The organism is endosymbiont of Sipalinus gigas, assembly GCF_004296475.1.
Classification (GTDB): Bacteria; Pseudomonadota; Gammaproteobacteria; order Enterobacterales; family Enterobacteriaceae; genus Nardonella.
The window spans coordinates 182,118-199,499 of record NZ_AP018162.1 but is presented as its reverse complement, the minus strand read 5'-3'; the positions used below and the strand labels follow the sequence as shown (position 1 = coordinate 199,499).

Genomic DNA, 17,382 nt, shown 5'->3' with positions numbered 1-17,382 from the left:
AAAATGATTAATATTAAAAATTTTAGTAATTTTGTATTAAAATCATTATTATATTTTATATGTATATCTTTAATATGTAGTTGTATGTTGAATTACTTAATGATTAAACAAAAAGATTTTATAATAAAGATAAATAATGAAAAAATAAGTGCAGATCAAACTAAATTTGAATTTGATAATGAGATAAGAAAGCAAAGTTATGAATACGGTTTTAATATTTCTGATGTTATATTTGATAATTTAAATAATACAAAAAAAAATATAATATTTAAAATAATTAAAGAAACATTATTATCAAAATATTATTTATCAATAATAAATAATAAAAACAATTTAAATAAAAATGAAATAGACAAATTAAAAATTATATTATATAAATTATATAATAGAATTCCTTTACAAACTGATATAGATAATAATGAAATAAAAAATATACCAAAACATTACAATAATATATCAATAAATAAAATTTCATTTTCTGAAATTAATAAACATTTTAAAGATATAGAATTTTATTTACCAAATGAAGATATAAATTTATTACCAATATTAAGCCAAGATAGAGAAATTAGATTAGCTAATATAAATGTAAAAAAAATATTGAATAATAAAAATATATCTGAAGATGAAATATTAAAATATTATAATGAAAACAAACCTTATAGTTTAGATTTATTTAAGATTAAATATATATTTATTAATAAAAAAAATATATTTGATAATATAAATATAAATGAAAATTTTTATATTTGGTTTAATAAAATAAAAAAAAAATATAGCAATTTAGAAAAAAATAAAAAATATGTAATATTAAATTTTAATAGTATAAATGATTGTAAATTAGCATCAAATTTATTAAAAAAAAATAAAAATATATTAATATCAGAAGATAATATATCAAAAGAATTGAAATTTAATAAAATTGAGTTTACTAAATGGATAGATTCAGATAATAATTTCTTTAAAAATTTTAATTTGAATAATATAGGAGAAATTTCTAATATATTTAAACATAAAAATTATTACGTATTATTACAATTAATTGATATATGTAATAAAAAAATAATATCTTTTAATGATTTTAGTGAAAAAAATAAAAATATAATATTAAATGATTATAAATTAATTGAAGTTAATAAACTATTTAATTATATATATAATAAAATTTATGATAATAAATATAATGAAGATTTAATAAAATATATTTTAAATAAATATAATTTTTTAAAAATAGAAGAAAGTTTATGGTTTAATAAAAAGAATATACCTAGAACAATAAATTCAGAAATAATAAATAGATTTTCATTTTTTGATTTTTGTAAAAAATTATTAAAAAATAAAAAAAATAATATATTTTTATTAAATTCAAATTCTTTAATATTAATAGATGAAATATTAAATATACCTCCTAAAATAATGGGTATTAATGAATCAAGAAAAGATATATATAATAATATTATGTTTAATAATATAAATAAATTAGAAAATGAAATATTAAATTTATGTAATAAAGGAGATGAAAATAAAGCAAAAGAAAAATATAATTTTTGTTTTAGTAAACCAGAAACAATAAATTTTTTTTCTAAAAAATTTAATTATATAAGTGATATAATATTTTCTATGAGTATGGTAAATAATAAATCAAATTATAAAACAAAATTTTTAGATAAAGAAAATTTAATATTAATATCTTTAGATAAAATTAAAAACAAATATATTAATAAAGAAAATAAACATAAAATTATATATGAAAATATATTTAAATCTATATTAAATAATGTTGTAATTGATCTATTAGTAAGTAATTTAATAAAAAAATCAGATATTACAGTAAATGATAATTGTTTGAATTTTTAAAATTTATTTTGTTTTATATATTTATTTTATTATTGATCCCAATAATAATATTAAAATTATTAAATTGGAAATGGAAACCTATATATTATATAAATAATTTTTATATATTATTATTTTTAAATATAATAAAATTATTTAATAATAAATATTTTATTTTTATAAAAACTATTTTATTTAATATTTTATTATATAATATTAATAATAAAGATATATTTGTTATTAATTTTTTGCTTATTATATCTAATTTTATAAAACATATAATTAAAAATTTAATTAAAATAAATAGACCTTATTTTTTATATATAAGAGAAAATATAAATAAAAAAAGTAATAATAAATATATAGATATATATTTAGGTAAAATTAAAAATATATCTTTTGATATTCTAAATATAGAACATAATATTTATTATTCATTTCCATCAGGACATTCAATTTTATTTTCTATGTATATATTTTTAATTTATAAAATATATAATAATAAAATTATTAATAAATATATATTTATAATTTATTTTATATTATATACTATAAATTTATATACTAGAATTTTTTTAGGATTACATTATTTAATAGATGTTTTATTTGGAATTTTAATAAGTTTTATATTAATAAATTTCTACACATATTTTTTATTAAAATGAAATATATTCCTCTGTAGTTCAGTGGTAGAACGACGGACTGTTAATCCGTATGTCACTGGTTCAAATCCAGTCGGAGGAGAATAATAAAATATTATGGTGATTATAGCTCAAATGGCAGAGTTCTGGATTGTGGTTTCAGATGTTATGGGTTCGAATCCCATTAATCACCCTATTTTATCGGTAAGTAGCGCAGTTTGGTAGAGCAACTGGTTTGGGACTAGTAGGTCAGAGGTTCAAATCCTCTCTTACCGATTTAATTTTATTTATTCTTAAAGAGAATTTTTTTTTACCTAAAATATATATTATATTACTTATTTCTGGAGTATTATTTATTTTTCCAGTTAATAATATTCTTAATAATTCATATATATCTTTTAATATAAAATCTTTATTTATACTATTATTTATAGTATTTTTTATATTATATTCATTCCAATCTTTAATTTTTAATATATTTTTTTTTAAATTAAAAATAAATCTTACTAATTTAGTATTATTTAACTTATTAAAAAAATATTCTTTATTAATTAATAATTCGTTATATATATAATTAGAATTTTCTAATATTTCATTTAATGTATTTGATCTATATTTATATACATTAATTATATTTATTAATAGTTTATTATTTAATTTTAAATTTAATTTATATTCTTTTATATATTTTTTAATATATTTTAATATAATACTTACATTTAAATTAATAATACATATTTTATTTATCCAAAATAATCTTTTTTCATCAAAAATATTAGATGATTTATTTATATTTTTTAATGAAAAATTTTTTATCATATCGTCAATAAATAATATATTTTTTTTATTAAAATCTAAATTAAATAAATAATTAAGTATAGCTTCTGGGATAATTCCAATTTTTTTATATTCAAATATATCTATATAATTATCACTATTTTTAGATAATTTATTTTTATTTTTATCTAAAATTAATGGAATATGAATATAATTAGGTATTTTTAAATTTATAGATTTTAATATATTTATTTGCTTTGGTGTATTACTTATATGATCATTACCTCTTATAATATGAGTTATTTTCATATCGTTATCATCTATAGCAACGCAAAAATTATATGTATACTCTCCATTAGTTTTTTTTATTATAAAATCATCTAACTCATTATTATTAAATATAATTTTATCAAAAATTAAATCATTAAATATTACATTTCCATTTAATGGATTTTTAAATCTTATTACATACTTATTATGTAATATATTTATATTTTTATTTCTACAAGATAAATCATATTTTGGTTTTATTTTATTACTTATTTGTATTTTTTTTGTATTATTAAGTTTATCTTTATTACATATACAGTAATATGCTTTATTATTATAAAGCATTTTATTTAAAATATAATTATATCTATTATATCTTTCAGATTGAAATATTATTTTTTTATTATCCCAATTTAATTTTAGCCATTTCATTATATTTATAATATCTAAAATATATTTATCATTACATTTTAATTTATTAGTATTTTCTATTCTTAATAAGAATTTACCATTAAATTTTTTAGCAAATAATAATGAATATAAAGCTATTCTTATATTTCCAATATGTAATTTACCAGTAGGGCTTGGTGCAAATCTTGTTATTATTTTTTTCATATTAAACAAAAATATATTGACTCATTTTATTAAACAATTAAAATACTATTAGGTGATTAGCTCAGCAGGCAGAGCATCTCTTTTACAAGGAGAAGGTCGACGGTTCAAATCCGTCATTACCTATTTTATTAGGGTTGTTAGCTCAGTAGGAAGAGCAGTTGACTTTTAATCAATTGGTCACAGGTTCGATTCCTGTACAACCCATTAATATATTATATTTATCCCTATTTTTATTAATTTTTTTATTTTTTCTATATTTTTACTATTTTTAAAAAAAGTTAATATATTATTAATTGTTTTTTTATTAACTACTTTTAGTAAAAAATCTTTATTATTTTCAAATTCAATTAATTCATATATAGATTTATATTTTTTTGATATATTAATAGCTGTTTGAATTCCTATATTTTTTATATTTAAAGAATATATAAATTTATAAAAAACTATATTTTTAGATTTATTTATTGATTCTATTATATTTTTTTTTAGTTTATTATTTATATTTATTTTATTATGTAAATTAAATATATCTATTTCATCATTTATTATATTTTCATTAACAAATAATTCTATTAATCTTTTTCCTAATCCGTATATAGAAAATGAATTTTTTGATACAAAATGAAAAATATATGATTTAAGTTTAGATTTACATTCATATACATCAGATATACATTTAAATGTATTATTTATTGATTCTATATTATTTTTACAACTAGGACAATTTTTAATTATTTCTACTTTTTTTAATTCTAAATTATTTTTTCTTTTTTCTATTAAAACTGATTCTATATTAGGTATTACATTACCTGATTTTTTAATATATACATAATCGCCGATCATAATATCAATTTTTTTAATATAATTAATATTAAATAATGATATTTTTTTTATTTTAGATCCATCTATTATTATAGGTAATAAAATTCCTATAGGAGTTATAATACCATTTTTACTTATTTCATATATTATATCTATAAGTTTTGTTATTTTTTTTTCTGGAGTAAATTTATATGATATAAGCCAATTAGGATATTTATAAGATACCCCTAAAATATTTTGTAGTTTTATTGAATTTACTTTTATAACTATCCCATCTGTTTGATATTCTATATTTTTCTTTATTATATTAAAAGAATTAATATAATTAATAACATCTTTTATACTGTTACATAATTTATTGTTAATATCTATTTTTAAACCTAATTTTTCATTATATTTTAGTATGCAATAATGACTATCTGTATTTATATTATCTGTATATCCAATACCATAATTTATAAAATTTAAATATTTTTTATTTTCTTCTTCAATATTATGTTTTCTAATAAACCCAGAAACTAGATTTCTAGAATTACATATTTTTTTATTTTTTAATTTTAATTTATTAAAATCTATATTAGATATATATATTTCTCCTCTTATTTCTATAATATTTGGAATATGTTTAATATTATTAAATAATAATGGAATATTATTTATACCTGATATATTTTTTGTAACGTCTTCTCCTATTAAACCATTACCTCTAGTAGTAGCTTTAATTAATTTACCATTTTTATATACTATACTCAAAGCTATACCATCTATTTTTACTTCACAGCAATAAGTTATATTTAAATTATTATTTATATTTAATTTTCTATGTATGTTTTTATCAAAATTTATTATATCTTTTATACAATATGTATTTTTTATTGAAAGCATAGGTTTTATATGATAGTTTTTTATTTTTTTTTTATTAAAAAAAGTAGTATCATATATTTTTTTTGTAGGAGAATTATTTGTACATAATTTAGGATATTTATTTTCTAAATTTATTAATTTATTAATTAATAAATCATAATTATAATCTGATACTATAGATTTATTATTTATGTAATAATTATATTCTAATTTTCTTATTTTTTTTTTTAGTAAATTTATTTTTTTATATATAGTATTTTTCATAATTTATAAATTAAAAATGATATATGGTACAGTTTTTATATTAAAATTGAATAATTTTATAAAATATAAATATATAAAAAAAATTGAAATTGATAATGAATTAAAAAAAACATTATTAGGAATAAAAAATACAATAAAAGAATTAAAAATAATTAATAAAAAAATTAATAAATATTTAAAAAATAAAAATAAATTTAATATATTTAATATACAAATAAAAATATTATGTAAAAAAAATTTTATTAAAAATATTATTTTTTTTATAAAAAAGAAAAAATTTAATTCTTATTATTCAATATATTATTCTATATATTTATCACAAATAGATATATTAAAAAATAAATATAATTTTTTTTTAAAAAATGAAGATATAATAACTGATATTATAAATAGATTAAATAAAAATATATATAAAAATTCATTTAATAAAATTTATAATATAACTTCTTTAGAAAAAAATAAAATATTAATTTTTAAAAATTTAATAAATATAAATATATTATATAATTTAAATTTTAAAAATGTAAATTTAATAATTATAAATAAATATAAAAATAATAGTATTAATAAAATAAAAAATATACCTATATTATATCTTAATAATATAATTTTTTTTATTAAAAATGGTGATTATATATTTATTAATAAATTAAATAATAATATATATATAAACCCAGATTCAAAAAAAATTAAATGTTTAATATAAAATTTTAATTTGTTTATTAAATAAAAATATGTTAAATTAAATTTAATAGTTCAAGTATTTTATTTTTAATAATCTAAATAATGTTATATAATAATAATGAATATAGATAATGTATCTAGAAAAGTTTTAGCTAATGCTATAAGAATATTAAGTATGGATTCAGTTGAAAATGCAAATTCAGGTCATCCAGGAGCTCCAATGGGTATGTCTGATATAGCAGAAGTGTTATGGAGAGATTATATTAATCATAATCCTAGCAACCCAAATTGGATAAATAGAGATAGATTTATACTATCTAATGGACATAGTTCAATTCTTTTATATAGTATATTACATTTAACTGGGTATAATGTTTCTATAGAAGATTTAAAGAATTTTAGAAAAATTAATTCTTTAACTCCAGGACACCCGGAGTACAGACACACTCCGGGAGTTGAAATAACTACAGGACCTCTTGGTCAAGGAATATCTAATGCTGTTGGTTTTGCAATAGCTGAAAAATTATTATCATCAAAATTTAATAAAGATAATTTTAATATAATTGATCATTATACGTATGTATTTGTAGGTGATGGATGTTTAATGGAAGGAATATCTCATGAATCATGTTCTATAGCAGGTAATTTAAATTTAGGAAAACTTATAGTTTTTTATGATAAAAATGGTATATCAATAGACGGTGAAGTAAAAAATTGGTTTAATGATGATACAGAATTAAGATTTAAATCATATAAATGGCATGTTATAAATAATATAGATGGACATAATTGTGAAGAAATAAAAAAATCTATAGAAAAAGCAAAAAGTATAACAGATAGACCAACTATTATAATATGTAATACTATAATTGCATTCGGATCACCAAATAAATCTGGAAAAAGTATATCTCATGGATCTCCATTAGGCAATGAAGAGTTAATTAATGTAAGAAAATCATTAAATTGGGATGAATATGAATTATTTAAAATTCCTAAATATATATATGATAAATGGAATTTTATAGATAAAGGAAAAAATAAAGAATTAAATTGGAATAAAAAATTTATTAAATATTCTTCTAAATATCCTATTTTATCAAAAGAATTAATAAGAAGAATAAATAGAACTCTCCCAGATAATTGGGATTTTAATAATAAATTATTTTTAGATAAATTTTTAAAAGATTTAAATATAGATATAAATATTTCAACTAGAAAATCATCATTAAATGTTTTAAATAAAATAGGTCCTATATTACCAGAATTATTAGGTGGTTCTGCTGATTTATCATCAAGTAATTTAACATATTGGGATAAATCTTTATATATTAAAGATGATTTTATAAATGGTAATTACATACACTATGGAGTAAGAGAATTTGGTATGACAGCTATAGCAAATGGCATATCAATATATGGAGGATTTATTCCTTATACTAGTACTTTTTTAGTATTTTCTGATTATGCTAAAAATGCAATAAGAATGTCTGCTTTAATGAAAGCTCATCATATTTTTGTATATACTCATGATTCAATATGTTTAGGAGAAGATGGTCCTACTCATCAACCAATAGAACAATTAAATTCTTTAAGAGAAATACCTAATTTAATTTTATGGAGACCATGTGATCAAATCGAAACGTTAATATCATGGAAATATGCTATAGAAAATAAAAATGGACCTACTGTAATAATTTTATCAAGACAAAATTTAAAACAACAGTATAGAGATAAATGTAAGATATTAAATATAAAAAAGGGCGGATATATTTTAAATGATAATACAAGTAATAAAAATAAAAAATTAGTAATAATATCTACAGGGTCAGAAATAAATATATCTGTATTATTATTTAATTATTTTAAAGAAAAAAATTTTAATATAAGAATTGTATCAATCCCATCTACAAATATATTTGATTTACAAAATTCAAAATATAAAGAATATGTGTTACCTAAGAATTCAACAAAAATAGTAATAGAATTAAGTACTACTAATTTCTGGTATAAATATATAGAAAATGATGGAGAAATTATAGGAATAAATTCATTTGGTAAATCTGGATCAGAAAAAGATTTACTTAATTTTTTTAAATTTGATTTTAATAATTTAGTTAATAAAATAAAAAGATATCTATAAATTATTATATTGTAATATTAATTTATTTCTTTATAATATTAAAATAATATATTTTATTTTTAATTTTTTAAAGTAAATAATTATGATAAAACTTATCTTTTTATATCTGTTAATTAATACTAATGTATGTTTTTCTTCTGAAGTTTTAATAGATAAAGTTTCTGCAATTTTTAATAATGAAGCAATATTACAAAGTGAAATAAATTTAATAAATAAAATAAATAATATAAATAATAGTAATAATATTTTAGATAATATAATTTCATTAGATGAAATTATAGTAGAAAAAATGAATTATCAATTAGCTATAGATAAAGGTATATTAATAAATGATTTAAGAGTTGATTATTATATAGATAATATAGCTAAAAGTAAATTTTTAACCAGAAATAAATTTTTAGATATTATAAAAAATAATAATATAGATATAAATTATTATAGAGATTTTATAAGAAAAAAAATAACTGTAGATTTATTATATAATTTAGAAATAAGAAGTAAAATAGATGTATATGAAAGCGAAATATGTAAAAATATAGATAATATAGATTCTAGCTATATAAATTCAATGTTCTATAAATATTGTTTAGAATTTATTAAAATCCCAGTAATAAGTGATAAACATAAATTAGACTCTTTAATAAAATTTACTGTAGATAAAGTTATAAATAATAAAGTTAGTATAAAAACATTATTAGATACTAATGAATTTACTAAATTTCCAAAAAATATAGAATTCTTTTATATAAAAGATAAAAACAAAGAAGAATTACCTAATTTTTTATCAAGATATATTGGTAATGAATCATATGTTAATGATATAATAGGTCCGGTATTTACAAATAATTATGTGTTTATATCTAAGATAAGCAGTATTGTTAAGAACAATATAATAAATGAGAATGTAAAAGAAGTTATTATTAAGAATATATTTATAAATATGAGAGAATTAAATTCTAAAAACATTATACATAATATATTTAATGATATTAATAAAAATAATACTTCATTTAATGAGATTTTACTTAAACATTATAATAGAGGTATTATTTATATAAGAGATTTATCATGGAGAGATATAAATTTATATACAGATGAATTTAGAAATAAATTATTATCATTAAAACCTAATGAAGTTAGTAAGCCTTTCATATCAGATAATAACTGGCATATATTAAAATTAATAAGAACTAGAAGTATAAATTATATTGATCATTTAAAATATAAAATATCATATAACGATATATATAATAAAAAATTTAATAGTGTAATATCAGAATGGATAAATAATAATAAAAATAACTTTTATATAGAAATTGTAAATTAAAAATAAATTTGAAAAAAATAAAATATGATCAATATATATTAAATAATAATTATATAGTAGATTATATTGTTAATTATTTAAATTTAAATATAAAAAGTAATAGTATAGTTGAAATAGGACCGGGTAGTTGTGTAATTACTAAAAAAATAATTAATATATTTAAAAAAATATATTTAATAGAAATAGATAAAAATATAATTCCTAATTATTTTTTATATAAAAAAAATATAGATATAATTATAGAAGATGCTAGATATTTTAATTTTTATAATTTATATTTAAAAAATAATAAAAATAAATTAGTAATATTTGGAAATTTACCTTATTGTTTCTCTGTGCCAATAATTATAAATATAGTAAAATATAGAAATTATATAAAAGATGTATTATTTATGGTTCAAAAAGAATTATGTGATAGATTACTTTATAATATAAATAGTAAAAAATATGGTAGATTATCGGTTATAGTTAATTTATTTTTTAATACTAAAAAAATATTAGATAATATAAAACCTAATTCTTTTATACCTGAACCTAAAGTTTTATCCTCAATAATAAGAATGTCATTAAAAAATGTAAATTATAATATAGATTTAGATAAAATAAAAAAAATTACATTTATATTATTTAATAATAAAAGGAAAAAAGTAAAAAATAATTTGTTAAAATATTTTAGTTTGTCTATTATAAGTAAATTAGATAATAAAATATTAAATATGAGACCGGAAAATATATCGATACATGAAATTTTAAATATTATTAATTTATTAAATTTTTAATATTAATACTATATAACTTAATAATATTATTATATCTGATGTATTAAACATTATTGGTAAATAATACTTATATAACTTAAAAGTTATAAAATCTATTACTTCTTTATATAATATTTTTTCTATTATATTACTTATTGATCCAGATAACATAATTATAAATATAATATTTAATAATTTTTTCTTATTTGTATATTTAGATATTATTTTAAATAATAAATATAATATTTTTATAATAAAAATATAATATAAAAAACTATTAAAATTAAATGATACTTTGTTCTTAGTATCATTTATATTTAATAAATATATATATAAAATATTTAATATATTTATCTTTTTTATTATCTTATTTCTTCTTAAAAAGAATTTAATTAATAAATCTGTAATTAATATAAAAAAAAATATTAAATATTTATACAAATTTTCTTTCTTCTCCATTTAAAAATATATTATTTATACATCTATTACAAATTAAATTATTTTTTAATTCATATTTATAAAATAAATTCCAACATCTATTACATTTAATACCATCTATTTTTTTTAGAAATATATTTATTAAGTTTACATTATTTATTTTATAAGAATAATCATAATTATAACTATTTATTTCATCTTTATTTAATACTGATACTTTAGAAACAATAAAAATAAAGTTTAATTCATTTTTTAATTCTTTTAAAATATAGGTATATTTTTTATTTTCAGTATATATAAAAATATGAGATTCTAAAGAATTTTTTATTATATATATACTTTTACAATGTTCTATTATTTTATTTATTTTACTTTTTATATAAAAAACTGAATTCCAAAAATTATGATTAAATATATTTTCGTTATTTATGCTAAATTTACTTAAGTCATACCATTTTTCTATAAATATATATTTATTTTTTTTTTTATTTTTATTTATATTTCTGTATATATCATATGAAGTGAAAGGTAATATAGGAAATATTAATCTTGTTATAGATTCTATTATATGATACATAGATGTTTGTAAACTTCTTCTCGATATTGAATTAGATTTATTAGTATATTGTCTATCTTTAGTTATATCTATAAATAAACTAATTTCATTAGATAAAAATTTTATTAAAGTGTCTACAACTAAATGAAAGTTAAAATTATTATAATAATTTATAATTTTATTTTGTATGTTATTTATAGAACTTAATATCCATTTGTCAATATATAATAAATTTTTAAAATTTATTAAATTTTTTTTAATATTAAAATCATATAAACTTGATAAAATAAATCTTGATATATTTCTTATTTTTCTATAATAATCATTTATTATATTAAATGAATTATAATATATTGTTATATTTTTTTTATAATTTAAATTTGATATCCATAATCTTATTATGTCGTTACTATTTTCTTTTAATAAAGATTCAGAATTACCTATATTTCCTAATGATTTAGATATTTTAATATTTTTATCATCCAATACAAATCCATGAGATAATATATTTTTAAAAGGCAAATCATTATTTATTATAAAATATATTAGTATTGATGACATAAACCATCCTCTAAATTGATCATTTCCTTCTAAACATAAATCAATATTATTATATTTTAATTTAGAAATAATTTTTTTAATAAAAAATATAGAGCTTCCAGAATCAAACCATACATCTAATACATCATCTGTTTTTTTATAAATTTTATCATCAATATCAAAATATTTATAATCTACATTCCACCATATTTTAGATCCATTATTTTTTATTAATTTAAATATTTTATTAAAAATACTAAGTGTTTTAGGATGAGGTGAATTATTATTTTTATTTATAAATATAGATATTGGTATACCCCATTTTCTTTGTCTAGATATACACCAATCATCTATTCTATTTTTTATCATTTTTTCCATATAATTTTTACCCCATCCTGGTATCCAATTTATATTATTTAATTTGTTTATTATGTTTAATTTTAAATTATTTTTATTTAAATCTATGAACCATTGATTAGTTAATCTAAAAATTATCTTAAAATTATGTCTTGAACAAAAAGGATAATTATGTTTTATATTTTTAATATATAAAAAACTATTATTTTTTTTTAATAATTTTACTATTAATTTTTCACATTCAAATATATTTTTATTATCTAATAATGTATCAGTATTTTTATATTTTCCTTTTTCATCCACTGAATTTATAATTTTTAATTTATTTTTTAATCCTAAATCATAATCATTTTTACCATGACCTGTTGCTATATGAACTATACCTGTTCCTAAATTTATATCTATATTGTTATCGAAAATTAATTTTATTTTTTTATTGTATATTGGATGTTTTATACTAATATTTTTTAATAAATATCCTTTTATTTTTTTTAAAATAAAATATTTTTTTATTTTAATTTTAATCATAACTTCTTCAGTTAATTTTGATAATATTATTAAATTTAGATTCTTATTTATATTAATAAAATCATAGTATAAATCTGGATTTATTGATAACCCTGTATTATCTATTATCGTCCAAAATGTAGTAGTCCATGCTAAAAATGATATATTTTTTATATTATAAGTATTATTTATTTTAAATATATTAAGTATATTTTTTGATACATTAAATAATAAATAAATTGATCTACATTCATCATTAATATAATTTATTTCAAAGTGCGATAATGTAGATTTACATTTTACACACCAAAAAAATGGTTTAATATCATTTTTTAAATAACCTAACTTAAAAATTTTTTTTAAACATTTTAATGTAGATAATTCAAAATTTTTATCCATAGTTAAATATGGTTTATTCCAATTAGCAATTATTCCTAAATTTATAAAATCTTTTTTTTGATTTTCTATTTGTTTTAATACATAATTATTACATTCTTCTATAAATTTATTATCATATTTATGATAATTTAAATCCTTATTAATTTTTAATTCAATAGGTAAACCATGACAATCCCAACCTGGTATGTATATAGAATTAAAACCGCTTAAATTTTTAAATTTTATTATTATATCTTTTAAAATTTTATTTAATATATGTCCTATATGAACATTTCCATTTGCATATGGAGGTCCATCATGTAATATAAATATATTTTCATTTTTTCTATTTCTTTTAATAAAATTATATATATTTATTTTATTCCATTCATTTAGTATTTCTTTCTCTCTTATTTTTAAATTTCCTTTCATTGGAAATTTTGTTTTAGGTAAATTTAATTTATAATTAGTATTATCAACTAAAATTTTTAATTTCATATATTATATATTTTTATAACTAATTAATTTTATTTTTAATTTAAAGTTTAAATAAAATTATATATTAAATATATGTTTTTAAAAAATATTATTTTAAAATATTCAAATTATGAATAACAAATGTATTGAAGTAAAAAAAAATAATTTTAAAAGTAAAAAAATAATAAAAACTTTAATTAAAAAAACTAAATTATCAATAGAGACAAAAAATAAAAATCTTTCTATTGAAAATTTTAAAAAATTACAATCATATTTAGATATACAAACAAAAAAAAATATAATAAAAAAAAATAAATGCTCTAGATATAAATCAAAATTAATGATTAAAATAAATAGTATATAAATAAATTATGAATAAAAATAACAAAATAGGAATATTTTTTGGAACGAATACAGGTAATACAGAAAAAATATCTAAAATAATTAATAATAAAATAGGAGAAGAAAATTCTATTTTATTTGATATATCATTAAAAAATAGTATAGATAATATATCTAACTTCAAATATATGTTATTTGGTATACCTACTTGGTATTATGGAGAATTACAATATGATTGGGAAAATATAATTGATTTAATAAAATCTACTGATTTTAATAATAAGTACATAGGATTATTTGGATGTGGGGATCAAATAAATTATTCTGATAACTTTTGTGATGCTATATATTTAATATATAATATTTTAAAAAAAAATAATGCTAATATAATTGGATTATGGCCTAATAAATTCTATTTTTTTAAGAAAACTAAAAGTTTAGATAAAAAATCAAATAATTTTTTTGGATTAACTATAGATGAAGATAATCAATCAGAAAAAACAGATGAAAGAATAAATATATGGTTAAATATTATTAAAAAAGATTTAAATAAAAATAATGAAAATATATTTAGTTGGAGGAGCTATTAGAAATAAATTATTATCTTTACCAGTAAAAGAAAAAGATTGGTTAGTAATAGAATCAAATATAGATGAAATGATTAAACTGGGATTTAAACAAGTAGGTAAAAATTTTCCTGTATTTATAAATCCTATAACTAAAGAAGAATACGCTTTAGCTAGAACAGAAAAAAAAAATGGATATGGATATAGTGGTTTTATATGTAATTTTTCATCTTCTGTTACTATAGAAGAAGATTTATATAGAAGAGATATTACTATAAATGCAATTGCTGAAGATAAATATGGTAATATTATAGATCCATATTTGGGGTTATATCATATCAAAAAAAGAATTATAAAACATATATCTAATAATTTTTCTGATGATCCATTAAGAGTTCTTAGAGTTGCTAGAATATTTGCATATTTATATCATTTAGGATTTAAAATAGATAAATTAACATTAGAATTAATGAAAAAAATAGTTAATTCAAGAGAACTTATATATATATCATATGAAAGAATATGGATTGAAACTAAAAAATCACTATTAAATACAAATTCTCATATTTACTTTTATACATTACATATGTGTGGAGCTTTAAAATTATTATTTAATGAATTTTATAAAATTATAGATAAAAGATATATAAAAAATAAAATAATTTTTTTTTTAAAAAAAATAAAAAAAATTAAAAATTTAAAGTTAAATATATTAAATAAATTTTTATATATAATTTATGAAATAAGTAAAAATTTAAATGTAAATGAAATAAAATATGAAATATCTAGTTTATTAAAAAAATTAAATATATCTAAATATTTTAAAAAAATAATTATTGATGTAATAAAAAATTATTTTTTAATAAAAAATATAAAAAAATTAAATTCATTAAATATTATTAAATTAATATATAACTTAAAATTAAATGATAAAAAAAAAATGAATATAATAAAAGAAATATCTTATGAAGAAATGAATAATATAATTTTTTTAAATAATAGAAAGATATATATACATGAATATATTAGTATTATATTAAATGAAATAAATTCTATTTATACAAAAGATATAATTAATAAGTTTAAAGGTAAAAATATAAAATTAGAAATAATTAAAAAGCAAAAAGAAAAAATAGATGATTTTTTTGTTAAAAATAAAATTACTTAATTTTTTTATATAAAAGTTCAGATAACTCTAAATCCCATCTAGAATTTATATACAAATTATTTTTTATTAAATTTTTATTTTTTTTAAAATATTTAATATATTTCAAATAACCTACATAAGCTATCATTGCTCCATTATCTTTACTAAGATATAATTTAGGAAACCAAATTTTTATATTATTTTTTTTACCTAAATTATTAAAATTTTTTCTTATTTCAGTATTAGCACTAACCCCTCCTGATATTACTAAATTATTTATATTATTATTTTTTAACGCACTGATACTTTTGCTTAGTAAAATATCTATTACTGAATTTTCAAATTCTTTAGCTATATTACATTTTTCTTGATAATCAATATTTTTTATATTTTTTATTATATTTGATACAAATGTTTTTAAACCAGAAAAACTGAAATTATATTTTTTATTTTTTATTAAAGGTCTAGGAAATTTGTATTTATTATTTACACCATATTTTGCTAACATTGATAACTTTCTCCCTCCAGGGTATTCTATTCCTAATAACCTTGCAACTTTATCAAAAGCTTCTCCTACAGAATCATCAATAGATTCACCTAATATATTATAATTTCCTATATTATTAACTTTTATTATTTGTGTATGCCCTCCTGAAATTATCAATCCAATAAAAGGAAAATTTATAATTTTATCTATTATAGGCGATAATAAATGACCTTCTAAATGATTAATAGGAATTAAAGGAATATTTAAAGAATAAGATAATGATTTACTAATACACGCTCCTATAACTAATGATCCAAATAAACCAGGACCTGCGGTATATGCTATACAATTTATATCATATTTACTTATATTTTTTTCATTTAATAAACTTTTTATTAGAGGTAAAATTTTTTTTAAATGATTTCTTGATGCTAATTCAGGAACTACTCCTCCATATTTAGAATGAATTTTTTGACTATAAACTTTATTTAATATTTTTTTAACAGTACTATCATATATAGCTATTCCAGTTTCATCACAAGATGTCTCTATTCCCAATATTTTCATTATAAAATAAATTAAGAAAAAT

Annotated in this window: 14 protein-coding genes and 5 tRNA genes; 14 read left to right on the top strand and 5 right to left on the bottom strand. The window is 15.7% G+C overall.

Annotated elements, in window-relative coordinates; genetic code table 11:
- Window positions 1-3: 3 nt before the first annotated feature.
- The 5 genes from NARSGI1_RS01140 (at window position 4) to NARSGI1_RS01120 (ending at window position 2,753) form a co-directional block, all read left to right on the top strand.
- On the top strand, window positions 4-1,857 hold the full coding sequence (locus tag NARSGI1_RS01140; RefSeq protein WP_130616979.1) for a peptidyl-prolyl isomerase family protein: 1,854 nt from the start codon (window positions 4-6) through the stop codon (window positions 1,855-1,857).
- An 8-nt stretch (window positions 1,858-1,865) separates the two neighbouring features.
- Window positions 1,866-2,501 carry a phosphatase PAP2 family protein gene (locus NARSGI1_RS01135; RefSeq protein ID WP_172596830.1) on the top strand — a complete coding sequence of 212 codons (636 nt, stop codon included), beginning with the start codon at window positions 1,866-1,868 and terminating at the stop codon, window positions 2,499-2,501.
- Window positions 2,502-2,508: 7 nt separating this feature from the next.
- Window positions 2,509-2,580: transfer RNA gene (locus tag NARSGI1_RS01130), tRNA-Asn, on the top strand.
- Window positions 2,581-2,597: 17 nt separating this feature from the next.
- A tRNA-His gene (locus tag NARSGI1_RS01125) sits at window positions 2,598-2,670 on the top strand.
- Window positions 2,671-2,679: 9 nt separating this feature from the next.
- Window positions 2,680-2,753, top strand: a tRNA-Pro gene (locus tag NARSGI1_RS01120).
- Here NARSGI1_RS01120 and gltX read toward each other — a convergent pair.
- Window positions 2,727-4,139, bottom strand: a complete 1,413-nt coding sequence (gene gltX / locus NARSGI1_RS01115; protein WP_130616977.1) for a glutamate--tRNA ligase — start codon at window positions 4,137-4,139, stop codon at window positions 2,727-2,729. The genes NARSGI1_RS01120 and gltX overlap by 27 nt on opposite strands.
- A gap of 50 nt (window positions 4,140-4,189) precedes the next feature.
- On the opposite strand from gltX, the gene NARSGI1_RS01110 reads away from it, so the two are divergent.
- Both NARSGI1_RS01110 and NARSGI1_RS01105 read left to right on the top strand, forming a co-directional pair.
- Window positions 4,190-4,262, top strand: a tRNA-Val gene (locus NARSGI1_RS01110).
- An 8-nt stretch (window positions 4,263-4,270) separates the two neighbouring features.
- Window positions 4,271-4,343 (top strand) — tRNA-Lys (locus NARSGI1_RS01105).
- On the opposite strand, the gene ligA is transcribed toward NARSGI1_RS01105, so the two are convergent.
- Complete coding sequence (ligA, locus tag NARSGI1_RS01100) at window positions 4,344-6,089, bottom strand: NAD-dependent DNA ligase LigA (RefSeq protein WP_130616976.1); 1,746 nt, start codon at window positions 6,087-6,089, stop codon at window positions 4,344-4,346. It lies immediately after the preceding tRNA gene.
- Between the two features lie 16 nt (window positions 6,090-6,105).
- Here ligA and NARSGI1_RS01095 point away from each other — a divergent pair, with 16 nt between their 5' ends.
- The 4 genes from NARSGI1_RS01095 (at window position 6,106) to rsmA (ending at window position 11,019) form a co-directional block, all read left to right on the top strand.
- On the top strand, window positions 6,106-6,795 hold the full coding sequence (locus NARSGI1_RS01095; RefSeq protein WP_130616975.1) for a hypothetical protein: 690 nt from the start codon (window positions 6,106-6,108) through the stop codon (window positions 6,793-6,795).
- A gap of 96 nt (window positions 6,796-6,891) precedes the next feature.
- Window positions 6,892-8,913 carry a transketolase gene (tkt, locus tag NARSGI1_RS01090; RefSeq protein WP_130616974.1) on the top strand — a complete coding sequence of 674 codons (2,022 nt, stop codon included), beginning with the start codon at window positions 6,892-6,894 and terminating at the stop codon, window positions 8,911-8,913.
- Between the two features lie 82 nt (window positions 8,914-8,995).
- Window positions 8,996-10,240, top strand: a complete 1,245-nt coding sequence (locus NARSGI1_RS01085) for a peptidylprolyl isomerase (RefSeq protein WP_130616973.1) — start codon at window positions 8,996-8,998, stop codon at window positions 10,238-10,240.
- An 8-nt stretch (window positions 10,241-10,248) separates the two neighbouring features.
- The gene (rsmA, locus tag NARSGI1_RS01080) at window positions 10,249-11,019 is read left to right on the top strand and encodes a 16S rRNA (adenine(1518)-N(6)/adenine(1519)-N(6))-dimethyltransferase RsmA (protein ID WP_172596829.1); all 771 of its coding nucleotides are present in this window, start codon (window positions 10,249-10,251) and stop codon (window positions 11,017-11,019) included.
- Here rsmA and NARSGI1_RS01075 read toward each other — a convergent pair.
- Window positions 11,008-11,457 carry a signal peptidase II gene (locus NARSGI1_RS01075; RefSeq protein WP_130616971.1) on the bottom strand — a complete coding sequence of 150 codons (450 nt, stop codon included), beginning with the start codon at window positions 11,455-11,457 and terminating at the stop codon, window positions 11,008-11,010. The two genes, rsmA and NARSGI1_RS01075, sit on opposite strands and share 12 nt — an antisense overlap.
- Window positions 11,432-14,272, bottom strand: coding sequence for an isoleucine--tRNA ligase (gene ileS, locus NARSGI1_RS01070; protein ID WP_130616970.1), 2,841 nt, complete (start codon window positions 14,270-14,272; stop codon window positions 11,432-11,434). The genes NARSGI1_RS01075 and ileS overlap by 26 nt, the downstream gene beginning before the upstream one ends.
- A gap of 109 nt (window positions 14,273-14,381) precedes the next feature.
- Here ileS and rpsT point away from each other — a divergent pair, with 109 nt between their 5' ends.
- The 3 genes from rpsT to NARSGI1_RS01055 are packed head-to-tail and all read left to right on the top strand — an operon-like array spanning window position 14,382 to window position 16,327.
- Window positions 14,382-14,615: a 30S ribosomal protein S20 gene (gene rpsT, locus NARSGI1_RS01065; protein WP_130616969.1), complete on the top strand. Its 234-nt coding sequence runs from the start codon at window positions 14,382-14,384 to the stop codon at window positions 14,613-14,615.
- Between the two features lie 7 nt (window positions 14,616-14,622).
- On the top strand, window positions 14,623-15,183 hold the full coding sequence (locus NARSGI1_RS01060) for a flavodoxin (protein ID WP_130616968.1): 561 nt from the start codon (window positions 14,623-14,625) through the stop codon (window positions 15,181-15,183).
- Window positions 15,152-16,327 (top strand): tRNA nucleotidyltransferase/poly(A) polymerase-related protein, encoded by a 1,176-nt coding sequence (locus NARSGI1_RS01055; protein WP_130616967.1) that lies wholly within the window; start codon window positions 15,152-15,154, stop codon window positions 16,325-16,327. The genes NARSGI1_RS01060 and NARSGI1_RS01055 overlap by 32 nt, the downstream gene beginning before the upstream one ends.
- On the opposite strand, the gene tsaD is transcribed toward NARSGI1_RS01055, so the two are convergent.
- The gene (gene tsaD / locus NARSGI1_RS01050; protein ID WP_130616966.1) at window positions 16,320-17,360 is read right to left on the bottom strand and encodes a tRNA (adenosine(37)-N6)-threonylcarbamoyltransferase complex transferase subunit TsaD; all 1,041 of its coding nucleotides are present in this window, start codon (window positions 17,358-17,360) and stop codon (window positions 16,320-16,322) included. The genes NARSGI1_RS01055 and tsaD overlap by 8 nt on opposite strands.
- Window positions 17,361-17,382 lie beyond the last annotated feature (22 nt).

Excerpts from the sequence above, each read along its gene's own strand:
- NARSGI1_RS01140 (WP_130616979.1), top strand. The coding sequence starts at position 4 with ATGATTAATATTAAAAATTTTAGTAATTTTGTATTAAAATCATTATTA.
- gltX (WP_130616977.1), bottom strand. The coding sequence starts at position 4,139 with ATGAAAAAAATAATAACAAGATTTGCACCAAGCCCTACTGGTAAATTA.
- ligA (WP_130616976.1), bottom strand. The coding sequence starts at position 6,089 with ATGAAAAATACTATATATAAAAAAATAAATTTACTAAAAAAAAAAATA.
- NARSGI1_RS01095 (WP_130616975.1), top strand. The coding sequence starts at position 6,106 with ATGATATATGGTACAGTTTTTATATTAAAATTGAATAATTTTATAAAA.
- tkt (WP_130616974.1), top strand. The coding sequence starts at position 6,892 with ATGAATATAGATAATGTATCTAGAAAAGTTTTAGCTAATGCTATAAGA.
- NARSGI1_RS01085 (WP_130616973.1), top strand. The coding sequence starts at position 8,996 with ATGATAAAACTTATCTTTTTATATCTGTTAATTAATACTAATGTATGT.
- NARSGI1_RS01075 (WP_130616971.1), bottom strand. The coding sequence starts at position 11,457 with ATGGAGAAGAAAGAAAATTTGTATAAATATTTAATATTTTTTTTTATA.
- ileS (WP_130616970.1), bottom strand. The coding sequence starts at position 14,272 with ATGAAATTAAAAATTTTAGTTGATAATACTAATTATAAATTAAATTTA.
- rpsT (WP_130616969.1), top strand. The coding sequence starts at position 14,382 with ATGAATAACAAATGTATTGAAGTAAAAAAAAATAATTTTAAAAGTAAA.
- NARSGI1_RS01060 (WP_130616968.1), top strand. The coding sequence starts at position 14,623 with ATGAATAAAAATAACAAAATAGGAATATTTTTTGGAACGAATACAGGT.
- NARSGI1_RS01055 (WP_130616967.1), top strand. The coding sequence starts at position 15,152 with ATGAAAATATATTTAGTTGGAGGAGCTATTAGAAATAAATTATTATCT.
- tsaD (WP_130616966.1), bottom strand. The coding sequence starts at position 17,360 with ATGAAAATATTGGGAATAGAGACATCTTGTGATGAAACTGGAATAGCT.